This window comes from Mucilaginibacter sp., from assembly GCF_025362475.1.
In the GTDB taxonomy this organism is placed as follows: Bacteria; Bacteroidota; Bacteroidia; order Sphingobacteriales; family Sphingobacteriaceae; genus Mucilaginibacter.
In genome coordinates, this window is record NZ_JANYGH010000058.1 from 37,952 (window position 1) to 59,440 (window position 21,489).

The following is a 21,489-nucleotide window of genomic DNA, read 5'->3' on the forward strand; positions in this document are numbered from 1 at the left end:
CACTTCCCCGTGAAATTCCTTTATAAATTGAGTGTAGTATCCCCCTATAGCCGGGCCGGTAAAACAACAGGCCGGGAGATAGCCGGAATGCTGGCTCAGCCAGCCCGGAGCAGTTCGCATACCAGCGCGTCCAGCAGATCAGCGCCTTTTAATAATAAACGATTGTCCTGGGGCGCTGGTAAAAAAAGATTTTCCCGTCGCCCATAGTCTTCCAGGCGGGCCAATGCCCTTTCTGCTTTTTCAAGGCCCGATGGGCGCGGGGCTAAAAACAGCGAGATAATTACGGCGTTGATGCGGTAATGCAGTACCTGAATGTGTTCCAATCGGGGTAAGTCGGCTTTGCCAGGCTCGACCCGCGCGTGCCGCAAACCTTCCGAAAAGCGTGCCAGCCGCAAATGAGCTTCCTTTCGCGCCAGCCAGACCTCCTGTTGGGGAGCAGACTCTAGAACGGCTTTCAGGAACAGCTGGTTTCCCGCCGCCGCCGCACGCGCCAGATCCTCCAGCTCGGCGTTTATCCAGACCGGAAAAACAAAGATCCCGGCAAAAGCCAGAACGCAGCCCGCCAGTGAATACCAGAGCCGGGCGGTCGCGATCACAGTTGGCTGCCCATGATAAAGACTCAGGCAGATTACCACACAAACCGTAATACCGGTCACGCTACGGGCATAGGCAGACCGGTTCCAGGCAAAAAAGCACAATAATCCCAGCCCTGCGATAACCAGTAAGAGCATAACTGGCTTGATTAGCAGGAGCGCCAGGCCCGCCAGTAAAACACCTACCAAAGTACCCGACAAACGCTCCAGGTTTCGTTGCCAGGTCAGCGCCAGCCGGGGCCGGGCCACGATCACGATCGTTAGCAGCAGCCAGTAACTATAAGGATCCGGGGCAAAAAATAAAGTAGCAAGGTACCCTGCCGCAAACAATAAAGTGAGCCGCAGCGAAAAACGCAGCACCGGTGAACGGAAATTTAAATGCGCCCTGAACTTCGCGGCGTACGTCCCCTCCTCTGGCAAGAAAGCGCCAGGTTCAGGCAGATCTTCCATTACCGCCCCCTCGTTCAAAACGATTTCGGCCAGTAAGCGGCGAATCGCGGCAGTATTGATCAGTATCCCGTTGATAACAGCCGCGTCCTCTTGCTGCAGCCCCGCTGCCATGAGGGATAGCCGGTCGCTCAGTTGCAAGTAAGCGGAATCGTTCAGCGTTGGGTTCAGCGGCCGGGATACCGGCACAACACGGCTGAGCCCGCGCGTTTCTTCTGACAGCAAAGCGATCAATTCCGCTGTCAGCGGCAGCGCTCCGCTCGTTTCCAACCGCTCGCGCACAACTACATAGTCATAATGCATGGCTGTTACCTGTTCATACAAGCCGATCACCCGTATCGCAGTGTTCAGCAACTGCTGCGCACCCGGACGGTCGCTGAGCAATAATTGCCTCACAAGCTCCTGCTTTTCCGAAACCCGCAAATGCAGGGCAATTGTTTGCCGGTAAGCCTCCTCCAGGGGCACAGCGGGGTCATAACAAACGGCTTTAGCCTTTAGGAAATCTGCAGTCGCAGACAAGGCCTCGCGCAGTGCCTGGTGTAATGAGCGGAACGGCCAGATCAATACCTGTACCAGGCTCACGAGATGGAACCAGGCCCCGCCCACCACGATAAAAGCGCTGAACCACAACGGCTCCTGCGGCCGCAGCCCCAACGTAAAAACCATCAGCACAATGCCCATAGTACCGGCCACACCGGTACGGCCACCCAAAGCCGCCATCATCGACAGCAGGAAAGTCAGCGTGATCAATACCAGCCCAGCCAGCAACGCCGAGTGTAGGCTTGCCGAAAAGATCAATGACACCGCGAAAAAGATCAGCAAACTTTGCAGAGCTGTCAGCGCTTTGCCGCGCCGGTTGCCCGGTAAATCCGTCAGGCTGATCAGCAATGCGCCAACACCCATACCGATACCTGCCTGCCGGTGGCTATGGTAAAACACCACAATCGGCAACAGCACAATCAGCGTATTGCGCAGCGCATCGGCCACGTTTTCGGCCAGGCGGAAATGAAAAGGAAGAGTTTTGATTTGGAACACCCTGCAAACTTAAAGAATAGCTATGCCTAAAAACAAGTACACCGAGCCTAAAATAAATCAGTTCCTAATCTATACCGCTTTAGTATTGATGTATGTTTTATATCGCTCTGTGTATAAAACATAAATTTTCTGCAGTTTACCCCAGTCTTCGCTTTCCAGGATATCTTTTGGAAACAGGTGGCTGCCTATTCCAACAGCCCTTGCCCCTGCTGCCGGGCAGCCGGTAAAATTTTCAAGATTTATTCAGCCGGTTGGTACCAGGCTAATATGATTTACAGGATATATCCAGGGAGGTATTAGGCCCGTTTCCAATCACCGTGTTTTGAAAGTAGATTTAGGATAGGTAAAAACTTAATAGAATCATGAATTCTGGTGGATGGAAAAGCCAGGGATTATTCCGCAATAAGAACATAAAAAGATGGCAATTATTCCTGCTCAATCTAAATAAAAATAACTTTTTTAAAAAAAACCGCTATGCCGCGTCGAAACTTTATGCAGGCAAATAATACGGAGTTATCAACCTTTTATCATTTGAACAAAATGATGACTTATTCCCAATTTCGCGGATCCGTACGTGCAAAAAAACTACATTTAGATTTATACTTACTCTGTCCATCTTATTTTAAATCTCTATTAACCATTGATAAACAATATGGCATAATTTTAGTAATATTGTACATAAGCCTGAATAAAACCACCTATATAAGAAATTATTAACTGAAGATATTCTTTCAAGATTGCCTTGGTATGTGTTTCCATTTTGATTTAGTGCATATTATTATATAATATTAATTTTAATAATAAATCAAGTAAAAACAAGTCAATTTTGAATTAAACGGGGCTTTTATCTCCGAAAATATTAATTAAACTATTACACTGAGCATCAATAAATTTAACAAGATTATTACATTTTTACATGGTGCTTAATAGCAACATAAAAATTAATGGTAAATCAAAAATAAATACTGTTGATTTTACGCAACATATTGTGCAAATACTTACACAATAGGGAATTGTATTCTTTTTTCAATTCTGGTATTTATCTATAACAGAGGAGTTAAAAGGGTGTTTTTTTTTCTAAATCATATTCATCTGAGCAGAATACATAAGTTTAGCAAATTGAAATCTAAAACAAAAAAAATGAAACTTTATCAATTTCTATATCGTAAAATACCCCAAAGTTGCTCAATTGGATTTTCAATTCGAAACAGCGTAATAGCAGGTAAAAAATAATTTTTGAGCGATTTGTAAGTTTGGCATCCAAAAAAATGATAGTTGAAAGAAAAAGAAGTTTGGAAGAAAATCAAACCGTTAATGTCAACGGTGTTGATTTTGGTATTAGTTTAAAAGAACTGAAAGAATTCCTGGAGCATTGTTCTTCTTTTATGGACATTACTAAGGATGGATTTGAAACAATGATTAATTCTATTTCAGACTCTGTTGTAGACAATGAAAATCCTGAAATAACAATTGAAGAGTTAAGACCTCAACTAAAATTCATGCGAGAGCTCAATCTATTTCTTAAAACAATATACGTTGTAAATTAATATTTACCTATACTATTTTTATTTAGATTTTAAATTTGTATCCGGTAAAACCATACGAAGAATATTTTCCTTTTCAGTTTTATGCTCTTCTGCATTCCTAATTAAAAGTTCATTATAGTTTTCTAAAAGCTCCAGATATTTATCCTTCCAGTAGGCAGAGCCTTGTGGCTCGTTAATTACCTCACTGCCTGCATTCACAAATTTTACTTCGGCAGACATCTTTTTAAAATCATCACTTTTGAATAAATGAGGGAATTCCACCGAAAAATCATGCTTTAAACACATGCCTATCTTGTATATAATCTCTGCTTTCAAAAACTGCTGATTAAACCAGTAATAAACAGACCGCCGGTTAACCTTTGTAAACCTTGCCACCTCACTAATACTATACCCCTCCCGCCTTATTACTTTCTCAATTATTTGCCCATGATGTAGTTCCATCGCTAAGTAGTGGTTTTAAATGCCAATATTGTTTATTATTAAATTACACACTGATAAAAAATACAAATTACTTAATATCAATAATTTAAAATTACCTACAAAATACAATCATTCAACTTCTTTTAAAGCTATCTGGTCAAGCCCAACTTTAATTACTAAGGCACACTCCAACGGCTCAATGGTCATCAATACCAGTTTACCCATTATTCTATTCACTATACCTTCTACATTTAAGAGTACGCCGTTTTTTATTTTAACCCTGTCGCCAACACTTAAGTTGTTCAGGTTCACTAACTCAACGTCCGAATATTTCGAGAGAATTAACTCAATTCTTTCTATCTCTGAGTCACTTATAATCACGGGTTTACCGCAATGGTTTACAAAGTTTATAACACCTGCAACGCCTCTTACTTTGGTAAATTCAAGAGGGTTTATTTTAACAAATAAATAGGAAGAAAAAAGGGGGGTTTCAACCGTTTTCACGCGATCTGCCCATTTATTCTGAGATTTCACCACCGGGCAAAAAGAGGTAACATTTTGCTCTTTTAGGTTTTTATCTATCTTCTTCTCAAACCTGGATCGGGTATACACCACCATCCATTGTTTTTTTGAGGAATCTTTTAATTTTATTGGTTCTTTTTCCACGGCTAGGTTATTTATAATATCAATATAAATTATCGTACCAATTAAATTTTATTGCTCAACTTATTTATAACTTATAGGAATAAAATTTAAAAACAAACTAAATCCGTAATATTATATTAAAAACACAAAAATAACCAAAATTCAGCTTATTTATAATTAAAATACTATTATATTGTTCAAATCATCCATAACAATATATAAACATATTTAAAATCATTCATTTTTAACTTAGCCGATAGCAATATTGCACGCTATCATCAAATATTATTCGTAGTTGTAGATTTAAGCATATCGGCATTCATGATATATAAACCCGAAATTGATGTATACGATCAATTAATACATGAATAGTGCTCTCCCTTTTTTGAAGTCTGTTAAATCACTTGATATAACCTCTCTAGCTACTGTTGATACCAATGCTTCGTTTTTTTTACCAGGCGTAAAAATAACTGTATGCACATTAAAGGGAAAAGCCTATCATCCGGCGATTTACAATTAAAACCCCCATCTAAGCTTAAAACAAAGCATTTTAAAATCAAAAGAGAGATTTTACCTTATAAAATTCAGGTTACTAAACCTGAATTTCGCACATCATCACAACCGTATATGAATCTGTGATACAAATTTTCACACTTTGTATCAGTTTGAACATTCAATTATCAAAAGCGCAATAATTGACATACTTTTATAAAAATTAATAACAAAATACTTAGTTCTATTACCATTAAACAACACTAAGTATACTTTAATTACAAAAAAAGCAATCACTGTAAGTGAAATGGCGAAGCTTTATAACAGCCTTAAAACCTTCAATTAAATCTCCAATTTTCAGTTTAACCCTTCCCCAATTCTAATACGGATAATTAGTTCCAATTATCTGGGGATATTTATATACATGATAACCCATATTTTGATATGAAAATATATTTCAAAGTCCAATCGCCAATAATTTTAATTATGGTATTTATTATCCTATCGTCCTGTAACTCCTATAAAAACATCCCCTACTTCCAGGATTTAAAAAGGTCAAGCAATTTAAACGACAACATCGATAACTTTTCACCGCTTACTATACAGACCGAAGATATTTTAGGCATAAGCGTTAGCAGCTTAAATCCAGAAGCCTGGAAAGACGAAAGCAATAAGGAAACCGGTTACCTTGTTGATTTGGATGGTAATATCCAGTTACCGCTTGTTGGTAGCATCAAGGTAGCCGGCTTTACAACAAATGTGATAAGGCAGCAAATACAAAAAAAACTTACTACCTATTTAAAGGAACCATCAGTAAACGTACGGTTATTAAATTTCAAAATATCGGTAATAGGTGATGTTGCAAGGCCGGATGTTTTCAAAATTCAAAATGAGCGCGTAACAATAACTGAAGCGCTTGGCTTAGCCGGAGATCTTAATATTACGGGTTTACGCAACAACGTACTCCTCATACGTGAACTTAACGGCAAGCGCGAATATGTAAACATTGATCTTACCTCGGCCAGCCTGTTTAAATCACCATACTATTATCTAAAAAACAATGATGTGATTTACGTTCAGCCAGACAAGACCAAATCTAACTCGGGTGACAGAAGTTACCGCACTGTGAGTTTAATACTTTCTGCCCTTTCGGTGTTAACAATTGTGCTTACAAGCGTAATAAAAAATTAAGGTATGAAAAACGAGAACCTGTTCCTCACCACGGCCTTTGAAAACAATGAAGAAACCACATCAAAAGATGTACGTGGACTACTTGCCAAGTATTTAAATAGCTGGCCATTTTTTGTTGTTAGTTTAGCAATTGCTTTGGGCATTGCTTATTACTGCGTTAAAAACACAAAGCCAGTATATGATATCAGGGCAAAACTTGCTGTAAAGGATGAAAAAAAGGCCGATAACGCAAAAGAAGCCCTTGCCGAAATTGATATAGCGGGACAATCAAAAGATATTGAAAGTGAACTTGAGATGATCAAATCAAGGCCACTTATCCGCCAGGTTGTTAATGATCTTCAGTTATGGGTAAACTATAAGGAAACAGCGGCTTACAGCAGTAAAGATATTTATGCCACTACACCTATCACCTTTAACCTGATCAAACCTTCAGGCCGCTTAAAAGATCAATCATTTGCAGTTTATATTAAAGATGCCAATACATTTTATTTAAAAACAGAAAACAGCGAATCACCAGCATACTCATTTAATACGCCGTTAAACAACAGCCTTGGCAAATGGACACTTACTAAAACAAGTAATTTCAATAATTATATAGGCAAAACAATTAATATAAACATTCAAAATCCAGAAGATATTGTAACGCTATATCAGAGTACTGTTTTAGTCACCTTAAATAAAGATGCACCGATTATTGAAATGGAATTAGAAGATGAAGTTCCTGAAAGAGGAAAAGAATTTTTAACCCAGCTTATCAAAGCGTATAAAATCTCAAGCATCGAAGATAAAAACAAGGTTACACAAAGCACGCTCAGATTTATTGATGATAGGCTATCATCATTAACCGGCGAGTTGAATAATGTTGAAAAGGATGTTGAGGGTTTTAAAAGTAGCATTGGTTTAACGGATATATCTTCAAAATCTAAATTTTACCTGGATAATGTTCAAACAAACGATACGCGTTTAAATGATGTTAATGTTCAGCTTAATGTTATTGAAGGGATTGAACGTTATGTAAATTCAAATAGTAATGCCGAAAATGTGCCTGCAACACTTGGTATTTCAGACCCTGGATTGATAAGCCTTGTTGATCAATTATCAAAGTTACAGTTACAACGCGATAGGTTATTAGCCACCACACCCGAGCAAAACCCAATATTTGAGCCATTAAACAGACAAATAAGGGCTACAAAAATTGCGGTTAAGGAAACTATAAACGGAATAAAATCCTCTCTTGTTTCGGTACAGCGGGAATTAAAAAATAATAATTCGGGATTCGAAGCCTCTATCAAAAATATTCCGGGGCAGGAAAGACAGTACATAAGCATTAAACGTCAGCAAAGCATAAAAGAAAATCTGTACGTTTATTTATTGCAGAAAAAAGAGGAAGTTTCATTAAGCTACGCATCCACGCTTACCGGCATTCACACCATTGAGGATCCCTACTACGTATCGCCAAAATCAAAAAAACAAGTTCCTTATGTACTTGCTTTTCTGTTGGGCTTGGGTATCCCGGCTTCCTGCATATACGGGCGCGATCTCATAAAAAACAAAGTAGTTACCCGTGCCGAAATTGAGAAAATAACCAATGCTTCCGTTATTTGTGAGTTAAACCAGGAAAGAGGCAAAAATACAATTTTGGTACTTGAAAAAAATGCTTTTGCCATCGGCGAGCAATTCAGGTCACTACGTACCAACCTCCAAATGTTACATCCAGGCACCCAAATTGGGCGGGTTACCATGTTTACATCAAGCGTGGCCGGCGAAGGCAAAAGTTTTGTAACCAGTAATATGGGTGCAGCCCTTGCCGCCACAAGCCGTAAGGTAATAATTCTGGAACTTGATATGCGCCGGCCTAAAATATCCAGCATTTTTAATCTCCATGCTGATTATCCTGGCTTAAGCAATTATTTAAACAATGAAGTGTCACTGGATGAAATTACCCAGCCCTCTGGCATCTACCCCAACCTAACTATTATTGGTGCCGGTACTATACCTGAAAATCCTTCAGAATTGCTTGACAGCTTTGTTCTTGATCAATTGATAAACAAGCTTCGTACCGATTATGACGACATTTTGATTGATACCCCTCCACTGCATTTAGTTACTGATGCTATGCTGCTATCAAGGGTATGTGATGTTACGCTTTACCTTGTAAAACAAGGGTATACTGATAAATCTGAGTTAAAGTTCATCAAACAAATAGTTAAAGAAAACAAGCTTCCAAACTTAAATATAGTGTTCAACGGTATCCAAAGAGCCAAATACGGCTATGGTTACAAGTACGACAATAGCTATTATTCAAACAGAAAGTTAAAAAAGCAAAGAGCTTAGTAATCATAGCTTTTAAGTAAGCAGGGCTTTACCAAGTTCTGCTTTATCAAATCTCAATCCCAACTTAAAATATCCAAATTCACTTTGGATAAATATCATGAAAACTATTACTCAAAATATACCGGCTACATCCAAATACACAAAGGCGCTTGAATGGGGAAAGTTGATCACCATAACAGGTTCGGCCCAGTTAATTGTGCAATTGATTGGATTTTTAAGCGCCATTATAGTTATCAGGTTATTGCCCACAAAAGAATATGCGCTATACACATTAGCTAACACCATGTTGGGCACCATGATACTTTTGGCAGATGGGGGTATTTCAACCGGTGTTATGTCTCAGGGTGGCAAAATCTGGAAAGATCGCGAAAAACTTGGTTTGGTTATAGCTACCGGTTTAGATCTCAGAAAAAAGTTTGCCATTGGCAGTCTTATCGTAGCCATACCAATCTTGCTGTATCTGCTACTGCATCATGGCGCAAGTTGGTTAATGGCTATATTAATCACCCTATCTCTTATACCTGCATTTTTCACATCGTTGTCTGGTACTTTGCTGGAGGTGGCGCCAAAACTAAAACAGGATATTGCACCGCTTCAAAAAATACAGGTTGGTACAAACGCGTTAAGATTAGTACTTATTGGCCTCACTATATTTACCTTTCCCTGGGCATATTTAGCTGTACTTGCCTCGGGTTTACCGCAAATTTGGGCAAACCTGCAGTTAAGAAAAACATCATTTAATTACGCCAATTTTAAACAACAGCCAGATCCTGCTATCAGGAAAGATATATTGGAATTTGTTAAACGCATTTTACCGGGTGCTATATATTACTGTGCTTCCGGGCAAATCACTATCTGGCTCATCTCAATTTTCGGGTCAACCACCTCAGTTGCGCAGGTAGGTGCTTTGGGAAGGTTAGTTATGGTATTAGGCATTTTTAATGTTCTTTTTTCTACACTCATATCTCCCCGCTTTGCGCGCTTACCCAATAACAGGAAAGTATTGCTAAGTAATTACCTTAAAATACAGGTAATATTGTTTGCACTCATGGCCATATTAATTATTATGGTTTGGCAATTCTCTACTCAAATATTATGGGTATTAGGGCCAGCATATATAAATCTTAAAAAAGAGGTTGTATTAAACATAGGCGGTAGTTGCCTTGGCTTAATCGCCGGGTCATCCTTTTCCCTTTATACTCATCGTGGCTGGGCTATAAAACCTATCATTCTTATTCCACTTAGCATATCTGCCATAGCTGTATCCGCATCGTTAATTGACATTTCAACGCTGCACGGAATTTTGCTACTAAATATTTATGTAGCCTCGTTTGAGGTGATTATGCACATGGCTTATAGCATCATAATGATTAAAAATGTTAAAATATCAAATGAAGGAGATGTCGCTACTTAGCCAATTGCCACAAATTACATCCAAAAAAGGATGGCCATGGGATGAAGAGGTAGTTTTAAATAATTACGATTCAAAACAGCATTGGCCCAAAATATCCATAGTTACCCCAAGCTATAACCAGGGTAATTACATTGAAGAAACCATCCGCTCCATCCTGTTACAAAACTATCCCAACCTGGAATATATCATCATCGATGGCGGCAGTACTGATGATACGGTACAGATCATTAAAAAATATGAACGCTGGATAACTTTTTGGGTAAGCGAAAAAGATAAAGGCCAGGCCAACGCTATTAATAAGGGAATTGAAAAATGTACCGGTGATATTTTTAACTGGATAAACAGTGATGATTACCTATCGCCAAAAGCATTGGTAAACATTGCCGGTGCTTTTGTAAAAGGTCGTACAGTGGCAGGTAGCGTATTTAATTTTTACGATGACAATCCTGACTTTAAGGATATTATAAAAAATAAAGATCTGTCAATAGACAAGTTTTTATCGCTAAAAGACACATTTCACCAACCGGGGATATGGTGCGATCTGGATAATATAAAAGCTACGGGTAAATTCTCCGAAAGTTCATCCTACTATTTCGACAGGATATTTTTCTCAAGTTACTTCTTGCAGTTTAATGAAGTAATGTACATCGATGATATACTGGTTCACTTCAGATATCATGAAAATTCAAAAACACTGGTAATCAGGGATAGTAAGGCAGATGAACTTATAGATCACTATATGTTACTGCTTAAAAACCCGATGTTTAAAACTAACCGGAAACAACTGTTAAGAGGCCTAAACTATCAATTGCTTCCAGAAAAACATATCAGTAACTGGGAATATGAAAACGCACATAAAAAGTTAAAAAGCAGGCTATCAAGTTACTTCGCATTAATGATAAAAAACCCCGGGCTTTTAATATCCCGTCATTTTTTCACCAAGTTTAAAAGGAGTGTGCTTTACAATTTAACTTAATGTGGATAGCCTTTCTGGAAACAAGCAACAAACTAAATGAAAATCACTTTTATATGTAGCTCTTTGCAAATCGGCAGTGATGGTGTTGGCGATTATGTACGCCGGCTGGCATGTGAACTTATCAAGACCGGGCACCAGGTAAATGCTATTGCATTGAAGGATAGTTATACCAGTGTTATTGAAACAGATGTACAAGTATTTGACAATATAGAACTCCAGGTATTTCGCCTGCCTGCATCGTTAAATACTGTTGATCGTTACAACTATTTAAGCAAGCAGGTAAATCTTTTTAAGCCCGATGTTATAAGCTTACAATATGTTGGTTTTGGATTTCATAAATACGGGCTTCCGTTAGATATTTTACTTAACCTTCGCAAAGCGATTGGCAGTACCCGGTTACAAATAATGCTTCATGAGCTTTGGTGTGGCATGGCAGTAAACGCGGGTTTTAAAGAAAAAGTGCTTGGCAACTTACAAAAACTGTTTTTGAAAACACTCATTACTGTTTTAAATCCCGAAACAATTTTTACAAGTATAAAGCCTTATCTACTTTTCTTAAAAACAATAGGGATCAACGCAACGGTGGTTCCAATATTTGGAAACATCCCCACAAATGAGTTTGGCAGTGATAGTGATTGGGAAAACCTGACTAAGTCTGCTAATCTTTCCAATTTAATATCCCCCCCTCAAAAATGGCTTGTATTAGGCTTTTTTGGCACAACTTATAACTGCCCCGGTTTAGATAAGTTGCTGAACACAGCAAGCATAGCAGCGCAATCTGCAGGTTTAAATCTCGGCATTTTGGCAATCGGTCATAGTCGGGGCCAAAATGTAGGCGATATGGCACAAAATATGCGTAACGTAACTTATTGGCAAACAGGCGCCCTATCGCCTGGCATGATTAATCATTGCATGCAGCTTGTAGATATAGGCGTAGTAACAAGTCCGGTTGATGGCATAGATAAAAGCGGATCGGCAATAACCTGGATGGAAAGGGGAATTCCGGTTATAATTTCAGCAAACGATAAAACCTACATTGAACACGAAATGCCAAAACTTGGTATTTACCAGGCATCTTCGCCCGGTGCTGTTGTAAATGCTTACAAAGCAAAAAAAGTTTTAAAGCCTAAATCTAACCTCAAAGCTGCGGTCATCGCGTACGCAAAATAAGGCTCCAAATACAATCAAAAATAGCTTCCTGATTAACGTGCTACCTGGGTAAGCCATGTGCAAAATTTGTCAACCTAATTGCTCAAACACTATTCGATATGACTCCCTACAGAAAAAAGATATTACTAATTGGCCATACAGATGGTCTGGGAGGTGCCCAAACCGCCTATCACGAGTTATTTGATTTTATTAAACAAGAAGGATATGATGTTAAGATTATTAATTTAACAGATAGAACCATTAAAGAGCAGCCTTTTGGACAGGATATTTTGATAGGATGTATTGAGCACAAGGTTTCTGGAGCATTTCAAAAAATCAAAAAATACCTGTCATTAATTTCTGCGGGTTTATCTGCTAAGTTCTTCCATCCCGATATTTTTGTAAGCATTGGATTATCAAACTCAGCCAATTTTATATCCGGTTTTTTACCCGGCAATTGTTTCAAAATAGCCCAGGATTTTATAGCCAACAGATCAAAGGAAGAAATGATCTGGAACGAGAGCCGTAAAAAATTCAACGGCATTGCCGTTCAGGCACCTTCAATGCTTAATTACTGGAAAGCCACTCTTGATAATCCTACCGATGTAAACTGGCTCCCATGCTTTCCGCAACCACCTGTTGAGGGTGTTTTAAAAACAATGAATAGCAAACCCAAAGGGCAAATTAAACTGGCTTATTTTGGCAGACTGGCTGGTAATAAAGGATTGCCATTATTGTTTAATGCACTTGCCACGTTACCAAACTCAAGCAATTTAGCCCTCGATTTATGGGGAAAAGGCGAAAAAGAAGCTGATTTAAAACAACTTGCAAAAGAACTTGATATTGAAGAAAAGGTAAAGTTTTTAGGTGGTTACCCCGGTGAACGGGAAGGCGCCGAATTGATGGCATCATATGATGCACTGGTTTTAACATCAACAGAAATGGAAGGCCTGCCACTTATTTTGTTAGAATCAATGGCTTACGGTTTACCATTTATGGCCACCAATATTGGCGCCATTGCTGATTGTTGCATAGGCAATTCAGAAGCTATTTTGGTTCAGCCAACTCAGGATAACATAACCATAGGTTTGGCTTTACTGGTAAGTAACATACAAAACAATCTATTTGACCCCAAGAGATTGAGGCAATATTACGAGCAAAATTTCTCGCCTGGCGTAATGGCTTCCCGTTGGAAAGAATGCCTTGATAATCCCCAAATATTTTTTTCATGAATCAAACCAAAACCATATTGATAACCGGATACTCCTTAAACAATGGCTTAAAGCAAGTAGTTAATTGGGCAAAAATCAATGCCTGATCTTCGCGGTTATTATTACATGTTGTGTTTAATAGATAAATAAACGTTTTACCCCTCACGTTACCCATAGCAACATCTCATGAAACACAACCCCCAGCTTGATGCGTTACGCGCTTTGGCTGCCTTAGCAATAATTGCCTTTCATTACCTGCTTTTTCCTGCAGGGTGGATAGGCGTTCAATTCTTCTTTGTGTTATCGGGATTTTTAATTTCCGGTATAATTTTAAAAGGTAAAAAACAATACGCGCACACAGGAATGACCGCTTTTTTTAAAGATTTTTATAAACGCCGCGTATTGCGTTTATTTCCTCTTTATTACGGTTACGTTTTAATACTCGGCATATCCTATTTGTTTTTAAAAAAGCCCGAGGCACTGAATATTGAATGGCCATGGCTGCTTACTTATACACTCAATTTTAGATGGTTATTTAACGGCTACACATTTCATATGGTTTATGGCCATTTATGGAGTTTATCGCTTGAATGGCAATTTTACCTGGTATGGCCGCTTTTTTTATGGTTGTTACCTAAAAAAAGCGCGACAATGGTATTTTGCTGGTTAATTCCGTTAGCAATGGTTATCAGAATATTAGCATACGTTATTTGCAACCATATTCAATACCTCGTGGGTTTTAATGGAAATGCCAAAGCAGAAGCTCTGGCACCCTATGTATTGCCTTTTTCACATCTTGACGCCTTTGTTTTAGGCGCCCTATTGTGTAATGAAAAAGTCAGAAAAGTATTGAGTAAGCCACTCTGGGTATATTCAAGCATGGCGCTCACTGTAACAGCAGGCCTACTGCTTGTTATTACCATACCCGCGTATTCATTGGCATCATTGGGCTGGCCAAGTAATTTACCATCTGCCTATCAATGGATATGGGGTTATTCGTTACTCAACTTCACAAGTGCCACCATTATTGCGGCAATTATTGAGCGAAAAAATGCCAGTTTATTTTCATTTACACGTTTACGTCTCTTACAATACCTGGGTAAAATTTCTTACGGCATATATGTTTACCATCCCCTGTTGGTGTTTGCAATGTTTGCCATCCGGGACAAAGTAAGCCCGTTCCCCGGTAAAAGTTTATTGGAATTGCTATTGATAATGATATTGACATCTATAGTTGCCCATTTTTCATACCACTTATGGGAGAAACACTTTATCAAAAAGAAGAAAATAAAAACAGCAATAACTAAACCATTGCCTGAACCCGAAGTAGAATCTGAAATACTTTATACCAATTAAGCTCAAAGAAATTAATTTATAATTTTAAATGAACAATAGCATAAACAGGCAGTTAATTATAATTGCTCCCACTTGCCCACCGGGAGTTTGCGGAGTAAGCGACCATGCTTATAAAACAGCTTTGGCTTTAAACAAATATTATACTTCGGTAAAAACAGGAGTTGAATATTTCCCGGAAGAAATTGTTGACGAGCCTTTATCATTAACAACTGCTTACTGGTGGTTATTGGTTGAACAATGCATAAAAGACAAAGCCCCTGTTGATTTGCTGCTTAATTATACGCCAACAAGTTATTCAAAACTGGGCTTACCATTTAACTTGCTAACTGCGTTGAGAAAATTCAAAAACGAGTCTGAAAAGAATCACGTATTCGTATTTTTTCATGAAACATGGGATGGCAGCAAAAATCTTAAACCCCATCACCGTTTACGTAATGTTTTTATAAAATATACCATACGATTAATATGCAAATTATCTGATGGCATCACGGTAGTTACTAATGAACAAAAGCAAAAGATTGAATCTATAACAGTTAGCCAAAAAGTTAGGCTAAGTATGGTAGGCGCAAATATTTTACCTTTTGATAAAGAGTATGGCTTAAAAAGCACAAGAAAACCTGGCGACTGGATAATTTTTGGTTTAGCACATACCCGTTTATGGACATTACAACAACACCTCCCTTTAATTAAAGAACTTTATGAAAAAGGTGTGATCAAAAAGATATATGCTATAGGCCCTAAAAACAATCATTTCGCTACCCAGGAACTGGATCTTTCTGTTTCCACTTTCGGGGATGGTTTTTTAATACAGATGGGCGCGCTCAAACACGATGAAGTTTCAACCATGATGCTAAACGCAGAGGCAGCTTTGGTAGGTCAAAATGCAGATAGCTTACGTAAATCAGGCACATTTGCAGCTCTATCAGCACATGCCGTACCCGTAATTTGCGAAGCACCATTATTGTTAGATGAACCGCCGGGCTATGCCATATTTCGCCCTCATGAACTGATAAACAATCTTAACATCATCTCAACCACCGAGGGCGAAAAACGCCGGCTGCTATTACACCAGTGGTTTTGGCTAACCAGAAGTTGGGAAGCTATTGCTCTTGACATGCATACCTGGATAAAGAGTTGATCATTATTTACAATTTTATACGGTGTTATTTTCAAAAAGTTTCATGAAAATAGTTTTATCTCATCCTACCGGTAATCGTAATGTACGTGCTGTTATGGCAAGCCTGGCTAAGGCCGATATGCTTGCTCAATTTAACACAACATTAGCTGCCGCACCCAATTCATTATGGCTTAAACTTTTACCTGCCGGCACCCGCAGCGAATGGCTGAGAAGATCATTCCCGCTACCAACGGCCTGCATACATACCAGGCCTGCACTTGAACTTGCCCGTATGGCCTTGCCCAAATTAGGATTTGGCAAATGTGTTGAGCATGAAAAAGGCTGGGCATCTGTTGATGCAGTTTACCGTGATCTGGATAAGGCTTGTGCAAGACAACTATTAAGCCTGGCAAAAAAGGGCAAAGCAGATGCCGTGTATGCCTACGAAGATGGCGCGCTGGCAACATTCAAACAAGCAAAAAAGCTGGGACTTAAGTGTATTTATGACTTGCCAATTGCCTATTGGGAAACAGTACAAAAACTATTAAGTTATGAAGCGGACCGCCTGCCACAATGGGCAGTTACACTGGGGGGAGGCATCCTTGACTCGGAGGCTAAGCTTGAGCGTAAAACACAGGAGCTTGAACTTGCCGACGTTGTGGTTGGGCCGGGAAGTTTTGTTATGGACTCAATACCCTATTGGTCGAACAAAAAAACAGTAATGTCTCCCTTTGGATCACCGGCATTGGATATCATGAATAAACAACCGGTACTAAGCATAACTAAAAAGAGCAACGCTCCTTTACGCATTTTATTTGCAGGTTCAATGGGGCAGCGCAAAGGCCTTGGCGATTTGTTTAAGGCAATAAAAAAGCTGAATAACAAAAATATCGAACTGGTTGTAATGGGTTCGTTATTAGCCCCAATGGAATTTTACCGCAATGAACTGCCTGATTTTACGTATGAACCGGGCAGATCACATTCCCAGGTATTGGAGCTGATGCGATCATGTGATGTATTTTGCCTGCCATCAATTGTGGAGGGCCGGGCACTGGTTATGCAGGAAGCAATGAGCCAGGGATTACCCCTTATAATTACGCCAAACACGGGCGGTGCCGATTTAATTGAAGAAGGTGTAACAGGCTTTCTGATTCCCACACGTTCGCCCGAAATTATTGCCGAAAAAATTTCATGGTTTTTAGATAACCGCGATCTGATACCCCAAATGGGCGAAATGGCCCGCGAAAAAGCGGCCTCCTACACATGGGAAAACTATGGAAACCTGATAGTTTCTTCTATCACAGAATATTTAAGCTAACACAACCCATTAATATTTAATTATGGCCACAATTGAAATTCCTGCCGCAATGAAATTGGGGGGCAACAATCGTTCAAAAAGGTTTCATTTAGCAAAACCCATTATACGTAAAGATCCCAACCTGTTACTTAAACAGGGAATCTGGGCCTACTTTTTACTCTTAATTTTTGAAGGCGCGTTACGTAAATGGGTATTGCCGGGTTTATCAACACCTTTACTTGTAGTTCGTGACCCGTTAGCACTTTGGCTGGTTTTACTTGCATGGAAACGCAATCTTCTCCCAGTTAATTTATATGTAAACGGCATGATTGTTATTGGTGCATTGGGCATAATTACAGCACTGGCATTTGGCCACGGCAACTTTGCGGTTGCCATTTACGGAGCCCGCATTTTAATGTTCCACTTCCCTTTAATGTTTGTTATAGGCAGGGTGTTTGATAGGAACGATGTCATAAAAATAGGCAAAGCAACCATATGGATAACCATTCCAATGGCTATATTAATTGCCATGCAGTTTTATAGTCCGCAAACTGCATGGGTAAATAGAGGTGTTGGCGGCGATATGAAAGGCGGCGGTTTTGACGGAGCAATGGGATTCTTTCGTCCACCTGCAACCTTTTCCTTCACCAACGGAACTGCTTTATTTTTTGGTTTTTCTGCCGCTTACGTATTTTATTTTTGGCTCACTCCTAAAAGCATCAACCGCCTTGTACTTATAGGCGCTACGCTCGGCGTATTAATAGCTATCCCCCTATCAATTAGCCGGAGTTTATTATCGCTGGTGCTGGCATGTTTGTTATTTTCATTAATAGCCATATCCCGTAACCCAAAATACCTTGGCAAAATGGTTTTGGCTGTGGTAGTGCTCATTATAACTTTTGCTGTGTTAAGTCAATTAAGCTTTTTTGCTACCCCCATGGAGGTATTCACACATAGGTTTACCAGTGCCAATGAAACGGAGGGCGGTGTATCGGGTGTGTTTGTTGACCGTTTTTTAGGCGGGATGGTTGGCGCAATAATTGAATCGGCCGATAAACCTTTTTTTGGATACGGATTGGGGATGGGCACCAGTGTAGGCAGCATGCTTATCGCCGGCGATCATACTGTATATCTTATATCCGAAGGAGAATGGGGCCGTTTGATAGGCGAAATGGGGATTATCATGGGCTTTTCGATAATTATAATCCGGATATCATTTGTATACAATTTGGCCATAGATAGTTTCCGCAAAATTGCTTCAAACGACTTTTTACCATGGATGATATGCAGCATTGGCATTTTGGCCATTATGCAGGGTCAATGGGCACAGCCAACATCCCTGGGCTTTGATGTTATACTCGGTGGTATTACACTGGCAGCTTTACGCACGCCCAACCGCAAACTATGGCTGGTGAAAACTATGGAAACACAGTAACACGCTCAGCAACTCCATAAAATCTACAGCATAATCCACTCAAAATTTATACCCCTATTATATGTTATTAAAAAATATGATCGCATCGTCCTACACAGAATCCGTAAACGAATTGATTGATGTATTATATTCAAGCAAAATACTTGAAGACAGTATAAACGCAGCCGGTTTAGCTATCAAAAACGCCATTTTAAACGGCGGTAAGTTAATCACCTGCGGCAATGGCGGCAGTGCTGCAGATGCACTCCATCTATCTGAAGAACTTGTAGGACGATACAAGGCCGAACGCCGCAGCTTGCCTTCTATATGCCTTAATGCCGATGTTACCGCGATAACCTGTATAGGTAACGATTATGGGTTTGACAAAATTTATTCAAGGCAATTACAAGGACTTGGCAAACCGGGCGATGTCATTGTTGGCTTTAGCACCAGCGGCAATAGCGCGAATATCATCGAGGCTTTTAACCAGGCTCATAAGCAAGGTATAACAACAATTTACCTTGGTGGTAAAAATGGAGGTGCTATAAAAGGTACTTGTAACCATGAAATTATAATTCCCAGCAATACTACCGCACGCATCCAGGAACTGCACACCGTAATCCTGCATCAATGGCTTGAAGAACTTGACATCACAGATTGGAACACTTTAACCCCATGATCATGAATTTATCCTTATTACTTAAACAACTTGGCAATGTTAAAATATTGGTATTAGGTGATCTTATGCTAGATCACTATGTGTGGGGTAACGTCCACCGGATCTCACCGGAAGCGCCTGTTCCAATTGTGCAGGTAACAAAAGATACCTACACGGCGGGTGGTGCTGCCAATGTTGCCCTTAACCTTACAAACCTGGGTGTAAAAACCAATGTAATGGGCCATTGCACACAGGATGATGCCGGCAAGCGACTGTTAGACATATTATTAAGCAAAAACGTTAAATATGTACAGCCTGAGTTACTTTTCCAGGCTCCAACAATTATCAAAACACGCGTTGTTGTACATTCACAGCAGCTTTGCCGCATAGATCGTGAAGATACGCGCGAATGCTACAGCATTGACACAGCCCCCAATTTTGAAAAAATGCTAAGCCAGGTTTTATCAGAAGTTGATGCAGTGATCATATCTGATTACGCGAAGGGCGTTATCACCCAGTCTTTAATGGATTCGGTATTAAAAATTGCAAAAACACTTCCTGATTTACTGGTAGCTGTTGATCCAAAACCAGCCAGGCGTCTTTCATTCCGGGGAGTTGGGTTATTAACTCCAAACCGATCAGAAGCGCTGGAACTTGCCGAACTGCCAGAACCTTCGCCCGGTGAAAAATATCCGCTCGAAAAAATATGCAAACGCATACATGATATTTACAACCCCGAAATTTTGATAGTAACACTGGGAGCCGATGGCATGGCTATAAGCCATCGCGGCGAAGTAGTAGAACATTTACCTACAGTTGCCCGCCAGGTTTTTGATGTATCCGGAGCTGGTGATACCGTTATAGCAACATTAACAGCTGCATTGGCAAGCGGCGCAAATGCTGCGGAAGCCGCCCGTTTGGCAAACGCAGCCGCGGGTTGCGTGGTTGCTCATGTTGGTACCGCCCCCGTAATGTATAATGAGCTTGAAGATTGGCTTGAAAAAGCCGACATGGATTATCAGAGCATTTAGTCGGCTAAGTATCAGCCCCAGTTTTTAAAGCTTAAAGCATTAATAATAAAAACATTGTATGGGTATTTCAAAAAACAACAGGATACTTATTTACCGCCTTGGCAGCCTTGGTGATACCATCATGGCTTTACCCAGCTTCCATAAAATAAAGAATTCATTCCCCCTTGCCGATATTACTTTGCTGACCAATAAGCCGGTAATGACTAAAGCAGCAGCCATAGAAACTATTTTAGGAACTGAGTACTTTTTTAACCGTACTATAAATTACCCGGTTGGCACAAGAAGTATCATGGTACTGTTTAATCTTATCAGGCAAATACGGGCACTTAAAATTGATACTGTAGTAAGCATTACCCCTACCCGTTCAAAAAAAGCGCTATTTAGAGACAGCTTGTTTTTTAGGGCTGCCGGCATTACTAACCTTATTGGGTTTGATGGCTTAAAGGAAGACTTTGAGATCTGCATTGATCCCCAAACGGGAATAGACGAATGGGAAGCTAAAAGATTAGCCAGGAGAATAAAAGTATTAGGCGATGTTGATTTTAATGATCCTAATAATTGGGATCTCCATCTTAAAAAAACCGAAACTGATGCTGCAAACAAATATATTGATGTAATGGCCCAGGGAAAGCCGGTTTTTGCTATATCGTTAGGGACCAAAAACCAGGCAAATGACTGGGGTATTGATAACTGGCAAGCATTACTGGCGCAACTTTCAGGAGTAATATTAAATTGGACATTAATTATCCTGGGTGCCGAAGATGATGACCATGCGGCCGAAGAGTGCCTTAAAGCATGGGGTAGAGATGGAATTAACTTATGTGGCAAAATCACACCCCGAATATCTGCCGCATTACTAAAAAAAGCTGAATTATTTATCGGTCATGACAGCGGCCCGATACACCTGGCTGCCTGCGCCGGCATCCCTTGTGTTGGTATCTACTCCGCACGGAATATGCCCGGCCAGTGGTTTCCAAGAGGAAATAACAATAAAATACTTTACAAACTACCGGAATGTGCCGGTTGCGGATTGGAAATATGTACCGTTCAGCAAAAAAAATGCATCCTATCAATAACAGTAAACGAAGTTAAACAAGCGGTAATGGAAATTGTGGATATGAAAAAAACAAAAGTTAACACCGTTTTACCAATTAGTTTATAA

17 protein-coding genes are annotated in these 21,489 nt (G+C 39.8%); 14 read left to right on the forward strand and 3 right to left on the reverse strand.

Annotated elements, in window-relative coordinates:
- Positions 1-95 precede the first annotated feature (95 nt).
- On the reverse strand, positions 96-2,075 hold the full coding sequence (locus Q0R88_RS18955; RefSeq protein ID WP_295719165.1) for an FUSC family membrane protein: 1,980 nt from the start codon (positions 2,073-2,075) through the stop codon (positions 96-98).
- 1,268 nt (positions 2,076-3,343) lie between these two features.
- Between Q0R88_RS18955 and Q0R88_RS18960 the strand changes: the two genes are divergently transcribed.
- Positions 3,344-3,622, forward strand: coding sequence for a hypothetical protein (locus tag Q0R88_RS18960; protein WP_295719167.1), 279 nt, complete (start codon positions 3,344-3,346; stop codon positions 3,620-3,622).
- An 18-nt stretch (positions 3,623-3,640) separates the two neighbouring features.
- Here the strand turns inward: Q0R88_RS18960 and Q0R88_RS18965 are convergent, their stop codons facing one another.
- Positions 3,641-4,063: a hypothetical protein gene (locus Q0R88_RS18965; protein ID WP_295719169.1), complete on the reverse strand. Its 423-nt coding sequence runs from the start codon at positions 4,061-4,063 to the stop codon at positions 3,641-3,643.
- Positions 4,064-4,171: 108 nt separating this feature from the next.
- On the reverse strand, positions 4,172-4,708 hold the full coding sequence (locus tag Q0R88_RS18970) for a UpxY family transcription antiterminator (RefSeq protein ID WP_295719171.1): 537 nt from the start codon (positions 4,706-4,708) through the stop codon (positions 4,172-4,174).
- 957 nt (positions 4,709-5,665) lie between these two features.
- On the opposite strand from Q0R88_RS18970, the gene Q0R88_RS18975 reads away from it, so the two are divergent.
- The 13 genes from Q0R88_RS18975 to Q0R88_RS19035 all read left to right on the forward strand — a co-directional run bounded on the left by Q0R88_RS18975 (position 5,666) and on the right by Q0R88_RS19035 (position 21,489).
- A complete protein-coding gene (locus Q0R88_RS18975; protein ID WP_295719173.1) occupies positions 5,666-6,370 on the forward strand; it encodes a polysaccharide biosynthesis/export family protein in 705 nt (234 codons plus the stop codon).
- A 3-nt stretch (positions 6,371-6,373) separates the two neighbouring features.
- On the forward strand, positions 6,374-8,704 hold the full coding sequence (locus tag Q0R88_RS18980) for a polysaccharide biosynthesis tyrosine autokinase (protein ID WP_295719175.1): 2,331 nt from the start codon (positions 6,374-6,376) through the stop codon (positions 8,702-8,704).
- 97 nt (positions 8,705-8,801) lie between these two features.
- Positions 8,802-10,118 carry a polysaccharide biosynthesis protein gene (locus tag Q0R88_RS18985; RefSeq protein WP_295719176.1) on the forward strand — a complete coding sequence of 439 codons (1,317 nt, stop codon included), beginning with the start codon at positions 8,802-8,804 and terminating at the stop codon, positions 10,116-10,118.
- Positions 10,081-11,094: a glycosyltransferase family 2 protein gene (locus tag Q0R88_RS18990; protein ID WP_295719179.1), complete on the forward strand. Its 1,014-nt coding sequence runs from the start codon at positions 10,081-10,083 to the stop codon at positions 11,092-11,094. The genes Q0R88_RS18985 and Q0R88_RS18990 overlap by 38 nt, the downstream gene beginning before the upstream one ends.
- A gap of 36 nt (positions 11,095-11,130) precedes the next feature.
- The gene (locus Q0R88_RS18995; protein ID WP_295719181.1) at positions 11,131-12,264 is read left to right on the forward strand and encodes a hypothetical protein; all 1,134 of its coding nucleotides are present in this window, start codon (positions 11,131-11,133) and stop codon (positions 12,262-12,264) included.
- Positions 12,265-12,362: 98 nt separating this feature from the next.
- The gene (locus Q0R88_RS19000) at positions 12,363-13,475 is read left to right on the forward strand and encodes a glycosyltransferase (protein WP_295719184.1); all 1,113 of its coding nucleotides are present in this window, start codon (positions 12,363-12,365) and stop codon (positions 13,473-13,475) included.
- 165 nt (positions 13,476-13,640) lie between these two features.
- Complete coding sequence (locus Q0R88_RS19005; RefSeq protein ID WP_295719187.1) at positions 13,641-14,810, forward strand: acyltransferase; 1,170 nt, start codon at positions 13,641-13,643, stop codon at positions 14,808-14,810.
- A 28-nt stretch (positions 14,811-14,838) separates the two neighbouring features.
- Positions 14,839-15,948, forward strand: a complete 1,110-nt coding sequence (locus Q0R88_RS19010) for a hypothetical protein (protein ID WP_295719189.1) — start codon at positions 14,839-14,841, stop codon at positions 15,946-15,948.
- Positions 15,949-15,991: 43 nt separating this feature from the next.
- Positions 15,992-17,245, forward strand: coding sequence for a glycosyltransferase (locus Q0R88_RS19015; RefSeq protein ID WP_295719191.1), 1,254 nt, complete (start codon positions 15,992-15,994; stop codon positions 17,243-17,245).
- A 22-nt stretch (positions 17,246-17,267) separates the two neighbouring features.
- Positions 17,268-18,659, forward strand: coding sequence for a hypothetical protein (locus tag Q0R88_RS19020; protein ID WP_295719194.1), 1,392 nt, complete (start codon positions 17,268-17,270; stop codon positions 18,657-18,659).
- A gap of 61 nt (positions 18,660-18,720) precedes the next feature.
- Complete coding sequence (locus Q0R88_RS19025) at positions 18,721-19,317, forward strand: SIS domain-containing protein (protein WP_295719195.1); 597 nt, start codon at positions 18,721-18,723, stop codon at positions 19,315-19,317.
- A 2-nt stretch (positions 19,318-19,319) separates the two neighbouring features.
- The gene (locus Q0R88_RS19030; RefSeq protein WP_295719197.1) at positions 19,320-20,327 is read left to right on the forward strand and encodes a bifunctional ADP-heptose synthase; all 1,008 of its coding nucleotides are present in this window, start codon (positions 19,320-19,322) and stop codon (positions 20,325-20,327) included.
- A gap of 58 nt (positions 20,328-20,385) precedes the next feature.
- Positions 20,386-21,489, forward strand: a complete 1,104-nt coding sequence (locus Q0R88_RS19035) for a glycosyltransferase family 9 protein (protein WP_295719199.1) — start codon at positions 20,386-20,388, stop codon at positions 21,487-21,489.

Bases quoted from the DNA above. Each gene is read 5' to 3' on its own strand.
- Q0R88_RS19000 (WP_295719184.1), top strand. From the start codon at position 12,363: ATGACTCCCTACAGAAAAAAGATATTACTAATTGGCCATACAGATGGT.
- Q0R88_RS19010 (WP_295719189.1), top strand. From the start codon at position 14,839: ATGAACAATAGCATAAACAGGCAGTTAATTATAATTGCTCCCACTTGC.
- Q0R88_RS18980 (WP_295719175.1), top strand. From the start codon at position 6,374: ATGAAAAACGAGAACCTGTTCCTCACCACGGCCTTTGAAAACAATGAA.
- Q0R88_RS19020 (WP_295719194.1), top strand. From the start codon at position 17,268: ATGGCCACAATTGAAATTCCTGCCGCAATGAAATTGGGGGGCAACAAT.
- Q0R88_RS19015 (WP_295719191.1), top strand. From the start codon at position 15,992: ATGAAAATAGTTTTATCTCATCCTACCGGTAATCGTAATGTACGTGCT.
- Q0R88_RS18965 (WP_295719169.1), bottom strand. From the start codon at position 4,063: ATGGAACTACATCATGGGCAAATAATTGAGAAAGTAATAAGGCGGGAG.
- Q0R88_RS19025 (WP_295719195.1), top strand. From the start codon at position 18,721: ATGTTATTAAAAAATATGATCGCATCGTCCTACACAGAATCCGTAAAC.
- Q0R88_RS19030 (WP_295719197.1), top strand. From the start codon at position 19,320: ATGAATTTATCCTTATTACTTAAACAACTTGGCAATGTTAAAATATTG.
- Q0R88_RS19035 (WP_295719199.1), top strand. From the start codon at position 20,386: ATGGGTATTTCAAAAAACAACAGGATACTTATTTACCGCCTTGGCAGC.
- Q0R88_RS19005 (WP_295719187.1), top strand. From the start codon at position 13,641: ATGAAACACAACCCCCAGCTTGATGCGTTACGCGCTTTGGCTGCCTTA.
- Q0R88_RS18995 (WP_295719181.1), top strand. From the start codon at position 11,131: ATGAAAATCACTTTTATATGTAGCTCTTTGCAAATCGGCAGTGATGGT.
- Q0R88_RS18990 (WP_295719179.1), top strand. From the start codon at position 10,081: ATGTTAAAATATCAAATGAAGGAGATGTCGCTACTTAGCCAATTGCCA.
- Q0R88_RS18985 (WP_295719176.1), top strand. From the start codon at position 8,802: ATGAAAACTATTACTCAAAATATACCGGCTACATCCAAATACACAAAG.
- Q0R88_RS18960 (WP_295719167.1), top strand. From the start codon at position 3,344: ATGATAGTTGAAAGAAAAAGAAGTTTGGAAGAAAATCAAACCGTTAAT.
- Q0R88_RS18975 (WP_295719173.1), top strand. From the start codon at position 5,666: ATGGTATTTATTATCCTATCGTCCTGTAACTCCTATAAAAACATCCCC.